Source organism: Azospirillum rugosum, from assembly GCF_017876155.1.
GTDB classification, from domain to species: domain Bacteria; phylum Pseudomonadota; class Alphaproteobacteria; order Azospirillales; family Azospirillaceae; genus Azospirillum; species Azospirillum rugosum.
Genome location: NZ_JAGINP010000034.1, coordinates 66,261 through 85,918, shown reverse-complemented (window position 1 = coordinate 85,918; position 19,658 = coordinate 66,261). Strand labels below are relative to the sequence as shown.

The 19,658-nt window shown below is 68.5% G+C and carries 15 protein-coding genes; 6 read left to right on the top strand and 9 right to left on the bottom strand.

Going from position 1 to position 19,658, the window contains the following annotated elements; genetic code table 11:
- The first annotated feature begins 840 nt into the window (after positions 1-840).
- From J2851_RS32610 to J2851_RS32595, 4 genes are all read left to right on the top strand, one after another.
- A complete protein-coding gene (locus J2851_RS32610; protein ID WP_246501085.1) occupies positions 841-4,815 on the top strand; it encodes a Pls/PosA family non-ribosomal peptide synthetase in 3,975 nt (1,324 codons plus the stop codon).
- 237 nt (positions 4,816-5,052) lie between these two features.
- Entirely contained in the window at positions 5,053-6,687 is a 1,635-nt protein-coding gene (locus J2851_RS32605) for a fumarate hydratase (RefSeq protein ID WP_209772287.1), read from the top strand.
- A 106-nt stretch (positions 6,688-6,793) separates the two neighbouring features.
- Positions 6,794-7,138, top strand: coding sequence for a hypothetical protein (locus J2851_RS32600; protein ID WP_209772285.1), 345 nt, complete (start codon positions 6,794-6,796; stop codon positions 7,136-7,138).
- A gap of 23 nt (positions 7,139-7,161) precedes the next feature.
- Positions 7,162-7,863 (top strand): RluA family pseudouridine synthase, encoded by a 702-nt coding sequence (locus J2851_RS32595; protein ID WP_209772282.1) that lies wholly within the window; start codon positions 7,162-7,164, stop codon positions 7,861-7,863.
- Here the strand turns inward: J2851_RS32595 and J2851_RS32590 are convergent.
- The 3 genes from J2851_RS32590 to napF form a co-directional block, all read right to left on the bottom strand.
- Entirely contained in the window at positions 7,797-11,210 is a 3,414-nt protein-coding gene (locus tag J2851_RS32590; RefSeq protein WP_209772279.1) for a transcription-repair coupling factor, read from the bottom strand. The genes J2851_RS32595 and J2851_RS32590 overlap by 67 nt on opposite strands.
- Before the next feature lie 82 nt (positions 11,211-11,292).
- On the bottom strand, positions 11,293-11,730 hold the full coding sequence (locus J2851_RS32585) for a DUF4383 domain-containing protein (RefSeq protein WP_209772277.1): 438 nt from the start codon (positions 11,728-11,730) through the stop codon (positions 11,293-11,295).
- Positions 11,731-11,810: 80 nt separating this feature from the next.
- Positions 11,811-12,305, bottom strand: coding sequence for a ferredoxin-type protein NapF (gene napF / locus J2851_RS32580; RefSeq protein ID WP_307420832.1), 495 nt, complete (start codon positions 12,303-12,305; stop codon positions 11,811-11,813).
- Between the two features lie 161 nt (positions 12,306-12,466).
- Here napF and J2851_RS32575 point away from each other — a divergent pair, with 161 nt between their 5' ends.
- Positions 12,467-13,930, top strand: a complete 1,464-nt coding sequence (locus J2851_RS32575) for an ATP-binding protein (protein WP_209772273.1) — start codon at positions 12,467-12,469, stop codon at positions 13,928-13,930.
- On the opposite strand, the gene J2851_RS32570 is transcribed toward J2851_RS32575, so the two are convergent.
- The 5 genes from J2851_RS32570 to J2851_RS32550 all read right to left on the bottom strand — a co-directional run bounded on the left by J2851_RS32570 (position 13,907) and on the right by J2851_RS32550 (position 17,875).
- Positions 13,907-14,554, bottom strand: a complete 648-nt coding sequence (locus tag J2851_RS32570; RefSeq protein ID WP_209772271.1) for a response regulator transcription factor — start codon at positions 14,552-14,554, stop codon at positions 13,907-13,909. The two genes, J2851_RS32575 and J2851_RS32570, sit on opposite strands and share 24 nt — an antisense overlap.
- Before the next feature lie 126 nt (positions 14,555-14,680).
- Positions 14,681-15,307: a TIGR04282 family arsenosugar biosynthesis glycosyltransferase gene (locus J2851_RS32565; protein ID WP_209772269.1), complete on the bottom strand. Its 627-nt coding sequence runs from the start codon at positions 15,305-15,307 to the stop codon at positions 14,681-14,683.
- Positions 15,304-15,981, bottom strand: coding sequence for a TIGR04283 family arsenosugar biosynthesis glycosyltransferase (locus J2851_RS32560; protein WP_307420833.1), 678 nt, complete (start codon positions 15,979-15,981; stop codon positions 15,304-15,306). The genes J2851_RS32565 and J2851_RS32560 overlap by 4 nt, the downstream gene beginning before the upstream one ends.
- A gap of 115 nt (positions 15,982-16,096) precedes the next feature.
- Positions 16,097-17,119, bottom strand: coding sequence for an OmpA family protein (locus J2851_RS32555; protein WP_209772267.1), 1,023 nt, complete (start codon positions 17,117-17,119; stop codon positions 16,097-16,099).
- A 471-nt stretch (positions 17,120-17,590) separates the two neighbouring features.
- Positions 17,591-17,875, bottom strand: a complete 285-nt coding sequence (locus J2851_RS32550; protein ID WP_246501084.1) for a hypothetical protein — start codon at positions 17,873-17,875, stop codon at positions 17,591-17,593.
- Positions 17,876-18,085: 210 nt separating this feature from the next.
- Here J2851_RS32550 and J2851_RS32545 point away from each other — a divergent pair, with 210 nt between their 5' ends.
- Positions 18,086-18,328, top strand: coding sequence for a hypothetical protein (locus J2851_RS32545; RefSeq protein ID WP_209772264.1), 243 nt, complete (start codon positions 18,086-18,088; stop codon positions 18,326-18,328).
- Positions 18,329-18,450: 122 nt separating this feature from the next.
- On the opposite strand, the gene J2851_RS32540 is transcribed toward J2851_RS32545, so the two are convergent.
- Positions 18,451-19,554 (bottom strand): branched-chain amino acid ABC transporter substrate-binding protein, encoded by a 1,104-nt coding sequence (locus J2851_RS32540; RefSeq protein ID WP_209772263.1) that lies wholly within the window; start codon positions 19,552-19,554, stop codon positions 18,451-18,453.
- Positions 19,555-19,658: the final 104 nt, after the last annotated feature.

The window sequence follows — 19,658 nt, the reverse complement described above, 5'->3', positions numbered from 1 at the left end:
CACTTGATCAGGACCGTCAAAGCGTTCCTACCCAAGCTTTCGAAACTGTACGTCTCATACTGCTTGACCAGGATGCTCCAGGCGATCCCGCGTGTGCCGATCCCCAACCGGAGACCAGCCCGCGGACCACAACGGCTCAACACCGCCGCCTGCGCATCCCTTCTCACAACACGGTATCCACTTATCCAAGATCCCGCGGCCCCGAAACGAGGAACCGCAATGCCCCGCGCTCAACCCTCTCGAAGGAGTGAGCCGCCAGGGCGAATTGTCTGTCTTTTTCCGCCGCGCCGCCGCCTCGTTGGTGGGCATCGCGTCGGGAGGCGCTTTATATGCCCACTCCGCCGAGACGCGCAAGCGCTTTTTTCGACCCGGGCGATTTTTCCGTACGGCCTGTTTCGCATCGCGGCACGCGGTGGATGTTGCGTGTAATGCGCACCCCTGGCGAACAACCTTGTCTTGCGGATGCAAGGCTGGGCAGATGACAGTATTTTCATTATGTTTTCGGCCGCGCGCGCCCATGTTTGCCGCGTACCCGGATGGGTGCGGCAAATAAGGATGAACGGGAGCTTGGCGCTGTGGATTGACACGGCGCAATACTTCGTTAACCACAATCGCATATAACCGAGCGGCGGCAGAGAGCCGCCAACAGCCGAACGCCCGGACCGATTGAACGGGTCCACACACCGCGGTCGCGCTGAACCATCTGATGAAGGCTGACAAAGCGTGACACTGCTTAGCGCGCCGACTTCCGTGCAGGGCCAGAGCCCGGCAACCTGCTCTTCCGAACCTTCGAACCGTCGGACCTCTGCGGGCTTCCTGCGGGGAGCGGTCCGTCCGGAGTTGGCGCGGGACGAGTTGCTGCCCGAAATCTTCACGGCCACCGCCCGCAATGCACCCGAGCGTACCGCCATCGTCTTCGACGGCCGGCGCGTGAGCTACCGGGAATTGGACGAAGCGTCGAACCGTGTCGCCAACGCGCTTCGCGCGCGCGGGCATGGCCCGGGCACGTTCGTCGGTTTGTGGATGACGCGGTCGCTCGACCTGCATGTGGCTCTGCTCGGCATCCTCAAGGCCGGTGCCGCCTACATCCCCTTCGATGCCGACGCGCCGGCCGACCGCGTGGCGATCAGCCTGGCCGACTGCGCCGCGCCGGCGATCCTGGTCGACCTCGTGACGGGGTCCAAGGCGACGGGGCTCGGCGTGCCGGCGCTCCGCCTCGCCGATCTGGCGTCCGACGATGCGAGCGCACCGGACCTGCGCGCGGATGGGGTGGAGCCGAACGATCCGGCCTACGCGATCTACACGTCCGGTTCGACGGGCAAGCCCAAGGGCATCGTCATCTCCCACCGCAACATCTGCCATTACCTGCGGTCGGCGAACACGGTCTACGGCGTCACGGAGAGCGACGTCGCCTTCCAGGGCGCTTCAGTCGCCTTCGACCTGTCGCTTGAGGAGATTTTCGTCCCCTACCTCGTCGGTGCGACCCTGTGGGTGGCGAGCCGGCAGGTCCTCGACGAGGCCGACCGTCTGGCGGACGTGCTGAACGACGCCGGAATCACGGTGCTCGACACCGTGCCGACTCTGCTTGCCATGCTGCCGAAGGACGTGCCGAGCCTGCGCGTGATCATCCTGGGCGGCGAGGCCTGCCCCCCGGCGGTCGCCGCGCGCTGGTGCCGCCCCGGCCGGACGATCTTCAACAGCTATGGCCCGACGGAGGCCACGGTCGTCGCGACCATCGCCGAGGTGCGCCCCGGCGAGGCCGTTACCATCGGCCGGCCGATTCCGAACTACACGGGCTATGTGGTCGACGAGGCGCTGACCCTCGTCGGCCCCGGCGTGCAGGGCGAGCTGCTGATCGGCGGCCCGGGCGTGGCAAAGGGCTATCTCGGCCGGCCCGACCTGACCGAGCAGAAGTTCATCGCCAACCCCTTCTTCTCCGATGGCGCCGACCCGGTGCTCTACCGGTCCGGCGACGCGGTGAGCGTGGACGAGCGCGGCAACCTTCTGTTCCACGGCCGGATCGACGACCAGGTGAAAATCCGCGGCTTCCGCCTGGAACTGGGCGAGATCGAGGCCAAGCTGACCGACATTCCCGGTGTAGTCCAGGCGGCGGTCGTCCTGCGCAACGACACGGGCATCGACCGGCTGGTGGCCTTCCTGGTGCCGCAGGCGGGCATCACGCTGGACAAGGCCGGCCTGCGCACGGCCCTCCTCGCGCAGTTGCCGGGCTACATGGTGCCGTCGCATTTCGAGCTGACGGACCGCCTGCCCCGCCTGACCTCCGGCAAGGCCGACCGCAAGGCCCTGCAGGCGGCGCCGCTGACCGACGATGCCGGCACCGGCCAGCAGGAAGAGCCGCGGACGGACACCGAGGCCGCCCTGCTCGACGCGGCCAAGCGTGTCTTCCCCAGCCAAGCCATTCCGCTGGATGCCGACTTCTTCATGGATCTGGGCGGCCATTCGCTGCTTGCTGCGCGTTTCGTATCGGCCGTCCGCGAGACCAAGCACCTGGATGGGCTGACGCTCCAGGACGTCTACGGCGCCCGGACGCTGCGGGCCATGGCCGACAAGTTGGACGCCCGCGCGCCGCAGGGTGCTATGGGTGCCGCGCCCCGCAAGGACCTGTCCTTCACGCCGCCTCCCCTGCTGCGCCGCTTCCTGTGCGGGGCTGCGCAGGCGATCGCCCTGCCCTTCATCCTGGCGCTGATGACCGCGCAGTGGCTGGGCGTGTTCGTCAGCTACATGCTGCTGTCGGGCGAGGACGCGAACTTCTTCCAGGAAATCGCGACCCTGCTCGGCGTCTATATGGTGATCAACGTCGCCACGGTGCTGGTCGCCATCGGTGCCAAGTGGCTGGTCATCGGGCGGACCAAGCCCGGCCGTTACCCGCTGTGGGGCGCCTATTATTACCGCTGGTGGCTAGCCCAGCGCTTCATCAGCCTGGTGCATCTGAAGTGGTTCCAGAGCTCCCCCGTCATGCGGGTGCTCCTGCGGGCGCTCGGCACCAAGGTCGGCGACGACGCGCTGATCGGCGAGTTCGAGTCCGGCGCCGTGGACCTCGTCACCATCGGCAAGGGTGCCTCCATCGGCGGCAAGGTGAAGCTGGCCAACGCCGAGGTGATCGGCAACGAGCTGGTCATCGGCACGGTGGAGATCGGGGACGACGCCTACATCGGCACCTCCTGCGTCATCGGCCATGATGCCGTAGTCGGCACCGGCACGGAGTTGGCCGACCTGACCGCCCTGCCCGCCCATTCCCACACCGGCGCTTACGAGACGTGGGACGGCTCGCCGGCCCGCCGCACCGGCAGCGTGGCGCGCGAGGAGCTGCCCGCACCCGCGGAGGCCGGCGCCCTGCGCAAGGGGTTGCACGCGCTGTTCTACACGGCAGTCCTGCTGGCCGTGCCGCCGGTCACCCTGATGCCGATCTTCCCGGCCTTTTACCTGTTCGACCGGCTGGACGGCGTGCTGGGGTCGGCGTTCGGGGTCAACTATCTCTATTACCTGCCGTTGATCGCCTGGCCGACGGCGATGGCTCTGGTCGCTGCCACCGTGCTGCTGATTGCGGCGGTGCGCTGGATCGTGCTGCCGCGGGTCGAGGCCGGCACCTACTCCGTCCACAGCGGCTTCTACCTGCGCAAGTGGCTGGTCGCCCTGTCGACCGAGGTGATGCTGGACACGCTCAGCTCGCTCTACGCCACCGTCTACATGCGGGCCTGGTACCGCCTGATGGGGGCGAAGATCGGCAAGGACGCGGAGATCTCGACCAACCTCGCCGGGCGCTACGACCTCGTCGAGATCGGGGAGAAGTGCTTCATCGCCGACGAGGTGGTGCTGGGCGACGAGGACATCCGCCGCGGCTGGATGTTCCTGAAGCCGGTGAAGACCGAGGCGCGCGTGTTCGTCGGCAACGACGCCGTGGTCCCGGCGGGTGCCAGCATCCCGACCGGGTCGCTGATCGGCATCAAGTCGAAGCCGCCGGCCAACGAGGCCATGTCGGCCGGGGAGACCTGGTTCGGCAGCCCGCCCATCAAGTTGCCGGTCCGCCAGCGGTTCGACGGGGTTGGCGCCAATTGGACCTACGAGCCGTCGAAGGCCCGGCGCTTCGGCCGCGCGGTTTTCGAGGCCTTCAGCCTGTCCATGCCGACGATGCTGTTCATCACCTTCGGCACGCTGGCGGTCGAGCTGTTCGCCCCGGCGATCCTGGAGCATCGCTACGGCGCCTTCCTGCTGCAGTTCCTGGGCGTCAGCGTCGCCATTCCCGTGGCGATGGTGGCGATGGTCGTCCTGGTGAAGTGGCTGCTGATGGGCCGCTACGCGCCGACGATGAAGCCGATGTGGTCCTGGTGGGCCATGAAGACGGAAGCCGTCGCGGTGCTGTACTGGGGTCTGGCTGGCAAGGTGCTGCTCGACCACCTGCGCGGCACGCCGATGCTGCCCTGGGTGCTGCGCCTGTTCGGCACCAAGTTCGGCAAGGGCGTCTTCATGGACACTACCGACATCACGGAATTCGACTGCGTGTCGGTCGGCGACTACACCGCCGTGAACGCCCTGTCCGCGCTGCAGACGCATCTGTACGAGGACCGCGTCATGAAGGTCGGGCGCGTCGCGGTCGGCAACGGGGTCACCATCGGGGCCGGCGCCACGGTGTTGTACGACACCCGCGTCGGCGATCATGCCCGGCTCGGCCCGCTGACCCTGGTCATGAAGGGCGAGGAGATCCCGGCGCACACGGAATGGGCCGGTGCCCCGGCGGAGCGCGTGATTGAGGCCCCGCAGCCGGAGATCAGGGCGGAGTTGAAGAACGCTGCGTAACGCGTTCGAATGATTTAGAAAAGCCGGACCCGGTGCTTTCCCTGAACGGGGAGGCGCCGGGCCTTTCCTTTTGCGGAGCCGGTCCGGCGCCTTTCCCAATCGCCGCAGGGGACGCGTTCCCGTTGTGCGCGGGCTTCAGCGGTGTATAACGGTGCCCGAGCGTGGCCCAGGCCCTTTTGCGCGCTCCCGCGCGCCGCATCGGGACCTGTGACCCAAAAACAGGAAGGAAGCCCCCTGATGCCCGATGACACCAGCCTCTCCCGCGGCGCCTCGACGCTGTTCCCCATGGCCAAGGACGACACGACCTACCGCAAGCTGACCTCGGACTACGTCTCCGTCGTGGAGTTCGACGGCGAGGAGGTACTGAAGGTGGAGCCGGAAGGCCTGCGCCTGCTGGCCGAGGAGGCCTTCAAGGACATCAACCACCTGCTGCGCCCGGGCCACCTGCGCCAGATCCGCGCGATCCTCGATGATCCGGAGGCCTCGCCGAACGACAAGTTCGTGGCGCTGGACCTGCTGAAGAACGCCAACATCGCCGCGGCCGGCACGCTGCCGATGTGCCAGGACACCGGCACCGCGATCATCATGGGCAAGAAGGGCCGCCGGGTCTTCACCAAGGGCGGCGACGAGGCCGCCCTGTCGGAGGGTGTGCGCGACGCCTATTTGAAGCGCAACCTGCGCTACAGCCAGCTCGCCCCGATCTCCATGTACGAGGAGAAGAACACCCGCACCAACCTGCCGGGCCAGGTGGAGATCTACGCGGAGGGCGAGGACGCCTACAAGTTCCTGTTCATGGCCAAGGGCGGCGGTTCGGCCAACAAGACCTTCCTGCACCAGGCCACCCCGTCGGTGCTGGCGCCGGACCGGCTGCTGAAGTTCCTTGAGGACAAGATCCGCTACCTCGGCACCTCGGCCTGCCCGCCCTATCACCTCGCCATCGTCATCGGCGGCCTGTCGGCGGAACAGAACCTGAAGACGGTGAAGCTGGCGTCGGCCCGCTACCTCGACAACCTGCCGACCGAGGGCGGCGAGGACGCGCACGCGTTCCGCGACCTCGCCATGGAGGCCGAGGTGCACAAGCTGACCCAGACCATGGGCATCGGCGCGCAGTTCGGCGGCAAGTACTTCTGCCACGACGTCCGCGTCATCCGCCTGCCCCGCCACGGCGCCTCCATGCCGATCGGCATCGGCGTGTCCTGCTCCGCCGACCGCCAGGCGGTGGGCAAGATCACCAAGGACGGCATCTACCTGGAGCAGCTGGAGACCGATCCGGCCAAGTACCTGCCGGAGATCACCGACGCAGACCTCGCCGGCGAGGTGGTGAAGATCGACCTGAACCAGCCGATGAGCGACATCCTCGCCACGCTGAAGCAGTACCCGACCCGCACCCGCCTGTCGCTGACCGGCCCGCTGATCGTCGCCCGCGACCTGGCCCATTCCAAGCTGCGTGCCCGCCTGGACGCCGGCGAGGGCCTGCCCGACTACTTCAAGAACCACCCCATCTACTACGCCGGCCCGGCCAAGACGCCGGAAGGCTACGCCTCGGGCTCCTTCGGCCCGACGACCGCCGGGCGCATGGACAGCTTCGTCGACCAGTTCCAGGCGGCGGGCGGCTCCATGGTCATGCTGGCCAAGGGCAACCGCAGCCCGGAGGTGACGGCGGCCTGCCAGAAGCACGGCGGCTTCTACCTGGGCTCGATCGGCGGCGCCGCCGCCCGCCTGGCCCAGGACTGCATCAAGAAGGTGGAGTGCATCGAATATCCGGAACTCGGCATGGAAGCCATCTGGCGCATCGAGGTCGAGGACTTCCCGGCCTTCATCATCGTGGACGACAAGGGCAACGACTTCTTCAAGGAGTTGAAGCTCGCCTGATCCCGGCAATCTCCCCCTCTCCCGCCCCCGGCGGGAGAGGGAAGGACCCGCGGCCGTGCCGCGGGAGGGTGAGGGCATGGTCTCCCCCAGCATCAAGGACCCAAGAATGTCCGATGACCTGACCGCCAAAGTCGCCGACGCCCAACGCCGCGCCCTATTCGCCGCCGAGGTCATCGTCAACCGGCGCCTGCACGATTTCTCCATGCGCTACCAGACCCACTACGCCAACGACGTGGCGGAGGAGCGCAAGGCGATCGAGAAGGAAATCGGCGCCATCCGGCGCCGCGTTCCCGCTCCGCCCGCCGTGACGGACGATCTGGTGGCGCTGGTCGCCGGTGAGGAGCACGCGCCGGAGTCGGTGCGCGCCGTTCTGCTGGCACTGGCGGCAGCGCGGCCAGACGTGCTGGCGACGGACCACGCTCCGATTGACGATGAGGACGACGAGGACTGAGCGCCTCGCTGGTTAAAGACAGCATGACTCCCGAACAAATCCAGGCCCGCGTGCTGTACCGCGACGGGCTGATGCTCATCCTCGACAAGCCGGCCGGCGTGCCGGTCCATGCCGGACCCGGTGGCGGGCCGAACCTGGAGCGGTATTTCGACGCGCTGCGCTTCGGCTTTCCGAAGCCGCCCGGCCTGGCTCATCGGCTCGACCGCGACACGTCCGGCTGCCTGATCCTCGGGCGGCATCCCAAGGCGCTGCGCAAGCTCGGCAAGCTGTTCCAGGACGGCAAGGTCGACAAGACCTATTGGGCCGTCGTCGCCGGCACGCCGCCGCAGGAGCAGGGCCGCATCGAGCTGCCGCTGAAGAAGCAAAGCAACAAGACCGGCGGCTGGCGCATCGTCGTCGCCGACGATGGGCAATCGGCGGTCACCGACTACAAAGTGATGGGCCGCGGCGACGGCATCACTTGGCTGGAGTTGAAGCCGCACACCGGCCGCACCCACCAGATCCGCGTCCATTGCGCGACCGCGCTGGGCTGCCCCCTGCTGGGCGACCCGCAGTATGGCGGGCCGGGTGACCGCCCGCTGCACCTGCATTCCCGCGCGATCACCCTGCCCCTCTATCCATCGCGCGAGCCGGTCGGCGCGGTGGCGCCGGTGCCCGCTCACATGCGCGCGGCCCTGGCGACCTGCGGCTTCACCGAATCAGCCACTGAGACGCTGGGCGCCTGAGGAGCGTCCCGCAGGCGCACGAGATCCCGCAACAGGCGACGCACCGCGCGGCGAAAGGCCTCGTCGCCGCGGTCGCCGGCCGCCAGGACGAGCCGGCCGTCGGGCCGGCGCTTCAGCCCCGCGCGCCGCTCCACCAACCGGTCCAGGGCATCCGCGTCGGGCATCGTGTCGTCCGCAAAGGCGAACAGCGCGCCGTTCGGGCCAATGTCGAGCGCGGCCACCCCGGCTTCCCGGCTGAGACACTTCAAGGCGCCGAGTTCCATCAGCGTTTCCAACGTCTCCGGCAACGGGCCGAAGCGGTCGGCGATGACGGCGGCGAACCCTTCCCGCTCCTCCGGATCGTCCAGCGTGGCGAGGCGGCGGTAGACGGCGAGCCGCAGGTTGGAGTCACGGATGTAGTCGTCGGGGATCAGCACCGGCTGCCCCAGCGTGACGCGCGGCGGAATGATCGTCGGCACGGGGCGCCCGGCGTGGGCGGCCTCCACCGCCTGCCTCAGCATCTCCTGGAACAGGTCCGCCCCGACGTCGCGCAGGTTTCCGGACTGCTCCTCCCCCAGCAGGTCGCCGGCGCCGCGCAGGCCGAGGTCGCGCGCGGCCAGCTCGAACCCGGCGCCGGGCCGGTCCAGCCGTGTCAGCACCTGCAGGCGCGTGCGGGCGGCTTCGGACAGCTCTTCCCCGTCCTCCACGGTCAGCCAGCAGCGTCCCTGCACCGCCGCCCGTCCCACACGGCCGCGCAACTGGTGGAGCTGCGCCAGCCCGAAGCGGTCCGCGCGGTGCACGATCAGCGTGTTGGCGTTGGGAATGTTCAGCCCGGTCTCGACGATGTTGGTGGCGAGCAGCAAGTCGCCCGCCCCGTCGGCGAAGGCTGTCATGGCGTCGTCCAGCGCATCGGGCTTCATCTTCCCATGCGCCTCGATGACCCGGAATTCCGGAACCATGGCGGTCAGACGCGCGCGCACCTCCTCCAGGTCGTCGATGCGCGGGCAGACGTAGAAGGCCTGGCCGCCTCGCGTCCGCTCGGCGCGAAGCGCCTCGGCCACGACATCCAGGTCGAAGGGAATGAACTCCGTCCGCACCGGCCGGCGCCGCAACGGCGGAGTCGCGATCACCGACAGGTCGCGCAGCCCCGCCATGGCCAGCTGCAAGGTACGCGGGATCGGCGTGGCGGTCAGGGTCAGCACATGGGTGCCGGTGGCCATCGCCTTCAGCCGTTCCTTCTGCTTCACGCCCAGCCGCTGCTCCTCGTCCACCACAAGCAGGCCGAGGTCGGCGAAGGCCACGCCCGGGCTGAGCAGCGCGTGGGTGCCGATCACGATCCGGATGTCGCCGCTCTTAAGCCCCTCCTTCACCGCCTTCGCCTCCGACGGCGAGACGTTGCGGGCCAGTTCGGCAATGGTGACGCCGAAGCCGGCGAAGCGCTCCCGGAACTCCTCCAGATGCTGGTGGCTGAGCGGGGTCGTCGGGGCAACCACCGCCACCTGCCGGCCGGCCATCGCCACGGCGAAGGCGGCGCGCAGCGCCACCTCGGTCTTGCCGAATCCGACGTCGGCGCAGACGAGCCTATCCATCAGCCGGCTGGACGCGAGATCGCCCAGGACCGCGTCGATGGCCGTCTGCTGGTCCGGCGTCTCCTCGTGCGGGAAACGGTCGGCAAAGCGGGTGTAGGCGCGGCGTTCCGCCCGGATCGGGTCGGTTCGGGCCATGGCCCGTTCGGCCTGGGTGCGGACCAGGGTGGCCGCCGCGACGCGCAGGGATTCCGCCACGGACTCGCGCCGCTGCGCCCACACGGAGCCGCCCAGCCGGTCGAGCGGAGCGGCCCCGCTGGCCGCGCCGAAGGGCCAGACCTGGTCCAGGTGCTCCACCGGAACATAGGTCTTGGCCTCGTCGCGGTAGAGGACGCGCAGGCAGTCGTGCGGCGCGCCGGTCGCCTCCAGCGTCTCCAGCCCATCGGTCAGGCCGATCCCGTGGTCCAGATGGACGACCAGGTTCCCCGGCGCAAGCTCGGTCGCCTCCGCCTGCAGGTCGTCCACCAGACGGCGCGACCGCCGCCGGCTCGGCCGCGCCACCACCTCCCCCAGCACTTCCGCCGCGGTCACGACGGCAAGGCCGGGCGCCTGGAATCCCGCGTCGAGGTCGAGCGCCACCACGGCGACGGCATCCTCTTCAGTGGCGTCCTCCGCGACGGCCGCATCCACCCCTTCGCGGCGAAGGTGACGGGCAAAGCCCTTCCGGCGCCCCGGGTCGTCGACGGCGATCAGCACGCGGCGGCGCTCGGCGCGCAGCGCGGCGACGCGCTCCTCCTCATCGTCACCGGTCAGGGTCAGAGGACGCCCGCCGGCGTCCGGGCTTCCCTCGCCGCCCGACAGAACCACGACGGCGCGCTCCGCCAGCCCGTCCTCCCACGCCGCCGTGTCGAGGAAAACATCCTCCGGCGGCAGGGGGCGGTAGGCCGGCAGCCCCGCCTTTTCCGACGCGGCCATCTGGCGCTGTCGCGACTCAAAGGCATGGCGCGCCTGCTCCAGCCGCGCGTCGCGCATGGCTTCCGTGCCCTCGTCCATCGACAAGATCGCGTTGGGCAGGCGGTCGAACAGGCTGTCGGTGTTTGGGAAAAACAGGGGCAGCCACTGCTCCATGCCGGCGTAGCGCCGCCCGGCCCGCACCGCCTGGAACAAGGCGTCGCCTTCCGCTTCAGCACCGAAGACCGCAAGGTATGCGGTCGAAAAGCGGGCCATGGTGGCTTCGGTGAGCGGCACCTCCGACAGTGGCCGCAGTTCCGCGTCGACCCGAGCGTCCGGCAGAGGAATGCACAGCGGCTCCGGCCGGCTGGGGTCTGCCACCAGGATCTCGTCGTCGCCGAACAGCACGTCGCCGGGATCGCGCGCCTCCGCGGCCGGGCCATAGCCGTTGCGGAACAGCCAGCCACGCAGCGACTCCGGATCGGTCGGACGGTCCGCGGCAAGGCGGAGCGCACCGTCTGACAAAGCGTCGGCCGGCGGCAGCCGGCGCAGCAGGCCGCCGACGCTGGTGACGACGATCCGTGGGCCGGTCGCCGGCTGCCCAAGACGCGCCAGCGTGGCGATCCGCCGCCCGGCGACGCAAGCCGATGGGGACGCACGGTCGTAGGGCAGCGTGTCCCAGGCGGGAAAGGTCAGGATTTCGGCGTCGGTCGCCACCCTGCGCAGGTTGCGGCTCAACCGCTCCATGCGGCGGCTGTCCTCGGCGATGTGGAGGACGATGCCCACTGGCGAGCGCCGTGCCAAATCGGCCAGCACCCACGCGTCGTACCCGTCCGGAACGCCGTGGAGCACACGGCGTCCGGAGTCGGTCACCCCTTCGGGAAGGTTCATGCGGCGTCGCTCTGGGATCGTGAAGGGAGGTCGGCCGCCAAGCCGGCGGTCACCGCCGGCCGTTGGACTCGGGGGGCAGGCGTTACGCGCGCCACTCCGCGCGGGTCGCTTCGGCTTCCGGCTCGTGCACCGCATAGCCGACGACACCCGCCACGATGGCCAGGAGCGCGTGCAGCCAGATGTCGTTGCCGTGCAGCGGGACCAGGCCGAAGAGCGTGTTCAGGCCGGGGATCAGGCCCATGACGGTGAATACGGCGTAGATGACTGCGACGCTCTTCAAATATCCGCGCGAGGCCAGCCGTCCGGAGAAATAGGCGAAGAAGGCCCAAAGCCCGAACAGAAGATGCACGACGTTGTGCAGCAGGTTCACCGGGAACAGGCCGAGCAGGTACCCGTGGAAGGATTCGACCGCCAGCGTCATGCCCTCGGGCGGCGGCGACAGGAAGGTGGGGACGAAGCCGAGGATTCCGATGGCGGTGAAGGCCACGGCGTAGATCAGGGTCACGTTGCGCCACCACATGGGGCTCTCTCCGTTGGCAGAACAGGGACAAGTTGCCCTACCAACAGGCACTTGACGGCGACGTTCCCGTCATAAGGCCGTCACGCGTCGCCGTTTCGCCGCGATACCACCGACACGGCACCGACCGGGCACACCGCGACGCAGGCGCCGCAGCCGGTGCAGTCCGCCTCTTCGACGGTCGGCAGCCAGCGTCCACGGCCCAGCGGGCGGAAACGGATGGCCGCCGGATCGCAATGGTCCTGGCACATCCGGCAATCGGTGCCGGCGAGCGACAGGCACGCGGCCCCGATGGTCGCGACCAGAGACCAGGGACTCCCCTCCTCCACCCGCGACAGCGCCCCGGTCGGGCAGCGGTCCGCGCAGGCGCCACAGAAGCTGCACCCGCCTTTGGCGAAGTCGATCTGCGGGCGGCCGATCCGGTCGACGGCGATGATGCCTTCCGGGCATGCGGGACCGCAGCGCCCGCAGGCGTCGCAGGCCGATGCGAAGGCCTGCGCGTCAACCAGGGCCCAGGGAGGCCGGATCGCGTTCGCGTCCGGACGGAACCTCCCCCTCAACAGACCCGCGCGGCTCACCGCCATGTTGAACTCCCCTGGCCTTTGGCCGCAGCGTGCGACCGGCCTTTGGTTGGCACCGAATTTGCGTTTACTGTCATGGCTTCTGGGGCCGGCGCGCCTTGACCGGCGTCAAACAGCGGCGCAAGCACCCCGGCACGCCAGGAAGGAAGACGATCCGCATGGTCCCAATCGGCAACACCACCGCCCGCTGGATGACGATCCGGTTCCGGCTGGCCCTGGGGGTCATCGCGCTGTGCACCGTCCTGGGATTCCTGTCGACGGAGCGGGTCATCAACCAGCACGCCGACATGCTGGAGGTGATCAACATCTCCGGCCGGCAGCGCATGCTGTCGCAGCGTACGGCGCTGCTGGTGGAACAGCTGCAAAACGCCCGATCGGAGGCCGAACGCCGCGACCTGACCGGCCGGCTCGCCGACGCGACGGAGATGTTCGAAGCCGCGCACCGGCGCCTGACCAAGGTGAACCCGTCCTCCGCCCTGGGCGTTGCCGTGCGCGGGCTGTACTTCGACGGGCCTGAGCCGCTGAACGACATGGTGCTGAGGCAGATCGCCGCCCTGCGCGCGGTGATCGTCGCGGGCCCCGGCGGCGTGTCGCGCGACATGCCGGAGGCGGTGACGATCGTCAGCCAGGCGCTCGGCCCCCTGCTCACCCGGCTGGAGGACATGGTCGCCCGCTACCAGTCGGCGGGGGAGCAGGGATTCGCGACGCTGCACCGGCTGGGCCTGGTCGCCCTGTTCCTGACTCTGCTGACCCTCGCGGCGGAGGCGGTGGTGATCTTCCGCCCCATGGTGCGCCACGTTCAACGCCAGTTCTCCGACATCACGCGGATGACCGAAGCGCTGGAGGAGGCCAACGAGACGCTGGAGGAGCAGGTCCGCACCCGCACCGCCGAACTGCACGCCGCGAAGGAGGCGGCGGAACAGGCGCATCTGGCCAAGTCGCGCTTTCTGGCGCACGCCGGCCACGACCTGAAGCAGCCGCTCCAGGCCATCAACATGTTCACCAGCATGCTGGAACGGCAGGTCCAGACGCCGCGCGGGCAGGTCCTGGTCCGGGACCTGCGGGCGGCGCAACGGTCCATGCATGACCTGCTGAACGCGATCCTGGAGATTTCGAAGCTCGAATCCGGGGTGGTCGAGCCGAAGCCGACGGATGTCCCCCTCGCCGTCCTGTTCGACCAGATGGAATCGGAATTCGAAGGGCTGGCCGAGGACAAGGGGCTCCGCCTTCGGGTCATCCCGACGAGGCTGGTCGTGCGCAGCGATCCCTTCCTGCTGGAACGCATCCTGCGCAACCTCCTCGCCAACGCCGTGCGCTACACCGAGCAGGGTGGCGTGCTGATGGGATGCCGGCGCCGCGGGTCGCAGCTGTGGATCGAGGTTTACGACACCGGCCGCGGAATCGCGGAGGCCGACCGGCAGCGCATCTTCGAGGAGTTCGTCCAGCTCGACCGGCCGGACCGCGACCGCAGCGAAGGCATCGGCCTGGGCCTTGCCATTGTCGAGCGCTTGGCGCGGCTGCTCGACCACCGGCTGGACGTGCGGTCGGTGGAGGGGCGCGGCTCCGTCTTTTCCGTCGCCGTGCCGCTGGTGGTCCGTTCAGACCAGACGGTCGCGGCCTGATTCCTTCACCATCAGCACCGCCTGGGTGCGGCTGCCGACGCCGAGCGCCTTCAGCACGCCGGTGACGTGCGTCTTCACCGTGGACAGGTTGAGGCCGAGCCTCTCCCCGATCTCCTGGTTCGACAGGCCCTGGGCCAGCAGGTCCAGCACCTCCAGCTGCCGGCGCGTCATGCCGTCGAAGACGCTGGGCTGATGCGGCGGCTTCATGGCCGGGGACGAGCCGATGCCCGGCATGCCCAGCACCGGCGGGACGTAGGAGCCACCAGCCATCACCAGACGCAGGATGTTGACGACCAGGACGTCGTCGGTCGATTTCGGCACGAACGCCCGCACGCCGCGCGACAGGACCGCGCGCATCTCGTCCGGCGAATCGATCATGGAGAAGACGACGACCGGCACCGGGGCGACACGCTTCACCACCGTCTCGACGTCGTCGAGGCCGCCGAGCCCCGGCATGCGCAGATCCATGATGATCAGGTCGAAAGGACCGGCACCGTCCAGCAATTGGTTGAGCTGGGCGAAATTCGTCGCGGCCACCACCTCCGCCTGCGCGTCCAACTCTCCGACCAGATGGGTCAGGCCGCTGCGGACGATGGAGTGATCGTCGGCAATCAGAACCTGCATGGCGATACCTGCGTGTCAGAGTCGGTGTCGGGGGCCGTGTCGGGCATCTCGGACCAAAGTGCGGACTTCGGTATGGACGTCATACGCCGACCGGGCGCTTCACGCCACAGTTGATGCGCATTTTCCCTACCTTTTGCGCCGCGCTCGTCCGTGCCCGCCGTCCAACCACACCCGCCGGTATGACTCGTGATCGTCCACGTCCTCCATCGTGGCGACCAGCCCGACCTTGGTGCCAGGCGGCAACCCGGCGACCGTGTCGGCCAAGGCGTGCGGCGTCGACCAGCGCACGCCGGCGAACAGGGTTCGCGGCAAGGCCGCGGTGCGCCGGGCGCCCACCAGCCAGTAGCCGCCGTCACGCGCCGGCCCGAACACAAAATCGTTCCGGCCGAGGCTGCGAAAGGCCGCGGCGATGTCCGCCGGCTGGATGCCCGGAATGTCGCTGCCGATCAGCACCACCGACCCGCAAGGGCGCTCGCCGAGAGCCCGCGCCATCCGTTGCCCGAGGTCACCCTTACCCTGCCCGACCCGTCGCGTTCGCACCGGCCAACCGCGTTCCCCCGCCGACCGGTCCGGAGTCACGGCCAGCCAGAGGGTCCAGCGGGGATCGCGCGACAGCCGTCGCAGCAGGGCGGATAAGGCCGTGCGGTAGAAGCGCCACGCGGCGAAAGCCCCGATGCCTTTCGCCAACCGGCGCTTGCCACGCCCGAATCGAGGCGGTCGGGCGAAGACGATCAGGTGATTGCGCCGCCTCATCCGTAAAGCCTCATTATGATGCGCGGGGAAACCCCCGCTGCGTAGAGGGACAGGCAGGCCAGGTTGCGCATGGGCCGCGCCCACCACCCATCGCGTTCGTACCGCGCCGCCGAGGTCACCGCGTCAACCGGCAGTTCCCGCAGCCTGGTGGCCCCGATGCGCCGCACGAACTCCACGTCCTCCATCAGCGGCAGAGGCCGAAAGCCGCCAAGCGATTCGTAGAAGGCCCGCGTGATCAGCAAGCCCTGATCCCCATAGGGAAGGCCGAGCGTCCGCGCGCGCCAACCGGCGAGCCGCTCGACCCGTCGCGCCGCCGGATGCGGCGTGTCGAAGCGCAGACGGAAATAGCCGGCGCGCCCTGCGTTTTCGGGATCGGCCGCGAACCGCTCCACAGCCGGACGCCAGCCGGCGCCCAGCCGCGTGTCGGCGTGCAGGAACAGGATCCAATCTTCCGTCACCGCCGCCGCACCGGCCGCCAGCTGCGCGCCGCGCCCCCGCGGGGACTCCACGACAAGGGCACCGACCGCCCGGGCGAAATCCCGCGTGCCATCGTCCGATCCGCCGTCGGCCACCACCAGCCGCCGCACTCCGCCTTCCAGTGACGCAAGCGTCGCACCAAGCGTCAGGGCGGCGTTCAGGGTGGGAATGACCACGGCCAAGGACAGGGCGGACACGGGACCGGCCTCCGTGCGGAACGTCGACCTACAAACACGAAAAGGGCGCCGCAAGCGCGACGCCCTTCCGTTCTCGCGGTCAACGGCCCCTTTCGACAAGGGGCCGCTCGTCCAATCACTGAACGCGGATGAGGATCTGCGCGCGGCGGTTCGACGGCTCACGCACGTTCGCACCGGTCTGCACCAGGAGCTGGGTCTCGCCCTTGCCCTCGACCGTGATCTGGTTGGCCGAGACGCCCTTGGCGACCAGCGCGCTCTTCACCGCGTCGGCGCGGCGCAGCGAGAGCTTCTGGTTGTAGGCCGGCGAACCCGAAGTGTCCGTGTGACCGATCACGTGGATGCTGACGGCGCGCACCTTGCCGGCGGCGGCGGCGGCATCGCTGATGATCTTGTCCGACACCGGGGTGATGTTGGCCTTGTCCCAGTCGAAGAACACCAGGTACTCGGTCTGCGGCTGGGCCTGGACCGGAGCGGCCGGGGCGACCGGAGCGGCGGCCGGCGTCGCGGCCGGGCCGCCGAAGGTGTAGCGCAGGCCGGCAAGGATGGTGTGGTTGGTGTACTCGCCCTTCACCGTGACGGGGCCGAAGTCATACTTCGGGTCCAGCGTGGCGAAGTAACGGTAATCCAGCGTCAGGGCCAGATTGTTGGTCAGGCCGTAGGAGACGCCGGCGATGCCCTGGTAGGCGAAGACCCAGTCACGGTCGCTCAGCGGGCCGACTTCCTGGCGGACCTGCGCGATACCGGCGCCGGCGCCGATGTACGGGGTGAAGGCCGTGCCGGTGTTGATGTCGTACAGCAGGTTGCCCATGAAGGCGATCGAGCTGGCCTTGCCGCCGGCGCCATTGAAGGCGGCCGAGTTGCTCGACGTGCTGTCGACCGAGTTGCGCCAACGCCACGCGAACTCCAGCTCCGGACGCAGACCGTAGGAGGTCGCATAGCCGGCGGAGATATCGCCGATGCCGCCGATCTTGTAATCGGACTTGGCGTTGGTGTTCGTGCCCTCAAAGCGGAACTTGGAGTCCTCGGTCCAGTTCACGCCGGCGCCGGCGCCGACGTAAAAGCCCTCGGAAGCAGCCATGGCGGCGGTCGGCAGCAACATCGCAACGGCGGTGCCGAGCAGGATCCCACGCAGAGTCATTTTCTTCTTTCCCTTGTTGACGGCGCTGTTGGGCCAGTACAACCGAGGCGCCGACGCCGACACGAGAATGACGGTACGCCCAGGGGGGAGAACCCGAAGCTTCGTCTTCCCGCACCGCCGAGAGGCAGGCCCGCCGCAATCCGTCGGCGGTTGAGTGTTCTTGACTCCAGATATCAGCAAGCCCGCCGCGTCACAAGGCCCCTGTGGTAAGAACCCCAACCCTGTTGCATTTCTGCACGCCTGCGGGATTGGGAAAGGAGCGCCCCGAATGATCGGGCCATCAAACGATGGCGTCGACTGTCCATTGACTGTCAAACCGGTCGATGGAGCACTCATTGGGTGGGCGCGGAACTATTAAGGGGGCGTCCGCCTTTGCCCCACCCCTTGCGCCATGTGAAGCGCGGGGTGATCGTGTCGGCATTCCCCAAGCACCGCCGGCTCGCGGCTCCGGCCTGACCGGAGCCATCCGGCCTATTGCGGCTCGGTGACCATTTCGAACTGGCTGGGGTCGAGCAGGGTCGACACGGCCAGCGTCTTCAGGGTCTTGGGATCGTCCGCGCGCTGCATCTGGGCGTGCTGCGTGCCCAAACCGTCCTTGCGCACTGCGATGACTTCCCAAATCCCGCCGCCGGGCCCAAGCTTCCGAAACAACTGGCCTTCGACGACTTCGCGCTTTCTGCGCATATCCACTTCTCCGACACCCTGGAATTCCGGGCCCACGCCTTCCGGCCCGGCACCGCGCTCAAACAACGCCATAGAAACACCAAACGGGACCGTTCTGGCGAGTGTCCGTTATGGGACAGGAACGCTCCGGCCGGGGAATGTAGCGGTGTTGCAACATCTCCGCCATCCGAAAGGCCGCTCCAGTCTTGTGTGCAGCGCACAAGTCATGACATGCTTTCCTCCTCTGCCGCTACGAACTCCGCTGTCGGGGAACCTTTTTGCGGCGCAACCGTTCTGGAGCGCATGAAGATCGACCACGATGTGCTTCTGTTCGCGACTCGCCTGGTGGAAGAGCTGGGCGACTCCGCAATCCGCATCAGCCGCGTGCGCCTCGTCGAACTCACGGCTGCCAACAATCTCAGAGCCGCCGCCTTCTGGCGCGACGTTATGCGTGCGTCGGAACGCCTGCTGGCCGAGCGGACTCCGCGCATGCCGGCTCCAGCGGCCGCCGCCGCTGCGCCGATGGCGGAAGGGCTGAGACCGTAAACCACACAAATGACAAAGGCCCGACGGTGATCCGCCGGGCCTTCGTTGCGTGCGCGCCCGTCCTGCGACGGGCATAAGGCTTGCCCTGCGCCCACCTCGCGGCGGGCGCAGGGGCGGAGCGCTTACTTCACCTGGGCGTACTGGCCGTTGTTCCAGCGGTACCAGACATAGGCGGGGGTCGTGACGTCGCCCTTGGCGTCGAAGCCGATGGTGCCGATCACGGTCTTGTAGGTGCCGCCCTTGTGCAGCACCTCCGAGACCTTGGCGGCGTCGGTGGACTTGGCGGCGTTCACGGCGTCGGCCCAGATCTGCAGGGCGGCGTAGGTGTAGAGGGTGTAGCCCTCCGGCTCATAGCCGGCCTTGCGGAACTTCTCCACGGCGGCCTTGGCGTCCGGCAGCTCGCGCGGGTCCGGGCCGAAGGTCATCATGGTGCCCTCGCCGGCCGGGCCGGTGATGGACCAGTACTCGTTGGTGACCAGCGCGTCGCCGGAGACGATCGTGGCGTTCAGGCCCTGATCCTTCATCTGGCGGGCGATCAGGCCGGCCTCGGTGTGGTAGCCGCCGACATAGACGGCGTCGATGGCTTCCTGCTTCAGCTTCGACACCAGCGCGGAGTAGTCCTTCTCACCCGCGGTGTAGGCCTCGTAGATCTTTTCCTTCTGGCCGCCGGCGTTCAGCGCCTTCTGCGTCTCGTCGGCGAGGCCCTTGCCATAGGCCGACTTGTCGTGAAGGATCGCGACGTTCTTGCCCTTGTAGTTCTGCAGCAGATACTTGCCGGCGATCTGGCCCTGCTGGTCGTCACGGCCGCAGACGCGGAAGACGTTCTTCAGGCCCTGCTCGGTCAGCTTCGGGTTGGTCGAGGCCGGGGAGATCTGCAGGACGCCTTCCTCGGCGTAGACCTGCGACGCCGGGATCGAGGAGCCCGAGCAGAAGTGGCCGGCCACGAACTTCACGCCGGCCTTGGCCAGCTGGTTCGCCACCGCGACGGCCTGCTTCGGGTCGCACGCGTCGTCACCCACTTCCAGCTTCAGCTTCTGGCCGAGCACGCCGCCGGCGGCGTTGATGTCCGCAACGGCCTGCTCCATGCCCTTCTTCATCTGCTCGCCGAAGGTGGCGTACTGGCCGGTGATCGGGCCGGCCGTGGCCACCGCGATGTCGGCCTTCGCCACCGAGGCGGTCATAGCGGTCGCCGCAACCGCAACGAGGAGGGAAAGCTTGTAGTTCATGGTTTCGTTGGCTCCCTGTTATGAGTCGTCACGCGGGGACCCGCGGGGTCGTGCCACCGGACGGCCCGGAAGGGGCACGCCCGGCGTTCTTAAGGTTCTACTAT

What these genes read in the sequence shown, in the direction of transcription:
- J2851_RS32605 (WP_209772287.1), top strand. Translation starts at nt 5,053, where the DNA reads ATGCCCGATGACACCAGCCTCTCCCGCGGCGCCTCGACGCTGTTCCCC.
- J2851_RS32600 (WP_209772285.1), top strand. Translation starts at nt 6,794, where the DNA reads ATGTCCGATGACCTGACCGCCAAAGTCGCCGACGCCCAACGCCGCGCC.
- J2851_RS32595 (WP_209772282.1), top strand. Translation starts at nt 7,162, where the DNA reads ATGACTCCCGAACAAATCCAGGCCCGCGTGCTGTACCGCGACGGGCTG.
- J2851_RS32590 (WP_209772279.1), bottom strand. Translation starts at nt 11,210, where the DNA reads ATGAACCTTCCCGAAGGGGTGACCGACTCCGGACGCCGTGTGCTCCAC.
- J2851_RS32585 (WP_209772277.1), bottom strand. Translation starts at nt 11,730, where the DNA reads ATGTGGTGGCGCAACGTGACCCTGATCTACGCCGTGGCCTTCACCGCC.
- J2851_RS32575 (WP_209772273.1), top strand. Translation starts at nt 12,467, where the DNA reads ATGGTCCCAATCGGCAACACCACCGCCCGCTGGATGACGATCCGGTTC.
- J2851_RS32570 (WP_209772271.1), bottom strand. Translation starts at nt 14,554, where the DNA reads ATGCAGGTTCTGATTGCCGACGATCACTCCATCGTCCGCAGCGGCCTG.
- J2851_RS32565 (WP_209772269.1), bottom strand. Translation starts at nt 15,307, where the DNA reads ATGAGGCGGCGCAATCACCTGATCGTCTTCGCCCGACCGCCTCGATTC.
- J2851_RS32555 (WP_209772267.1), bottom strand. Translation starts at nt 17,119, where the DNA reads ATGACTCTGCGTGGGATCCTGCTCGGCACCGCCGTTGCGATGTTGCTG.
- J2851_RS32550 (WP_246501084.1), bottom strand. Translation starts at nt 17,875, where the DNA reads ATGGCGTTGTTTGAGCGCGGTGCCGGGCCGGAAGGCGTGGGCCCGGAA.
- J2851_RS32545 (WP_209772264.1), top strand. Translation starts at nt 18,086, where the DNA reads ATGAAGATCGACCACGATGTGCTTCTGTTCGCGACTCGCCTGGTGGAA.
- J2851_RS32540 (WP_209772263.1), bottom strand. Translation starts at nt 19,554, where the DNA reads ATGAACTACAAGCTTTCCCTCCTCGTTGCGGTTGCGGCGACCGCTATG.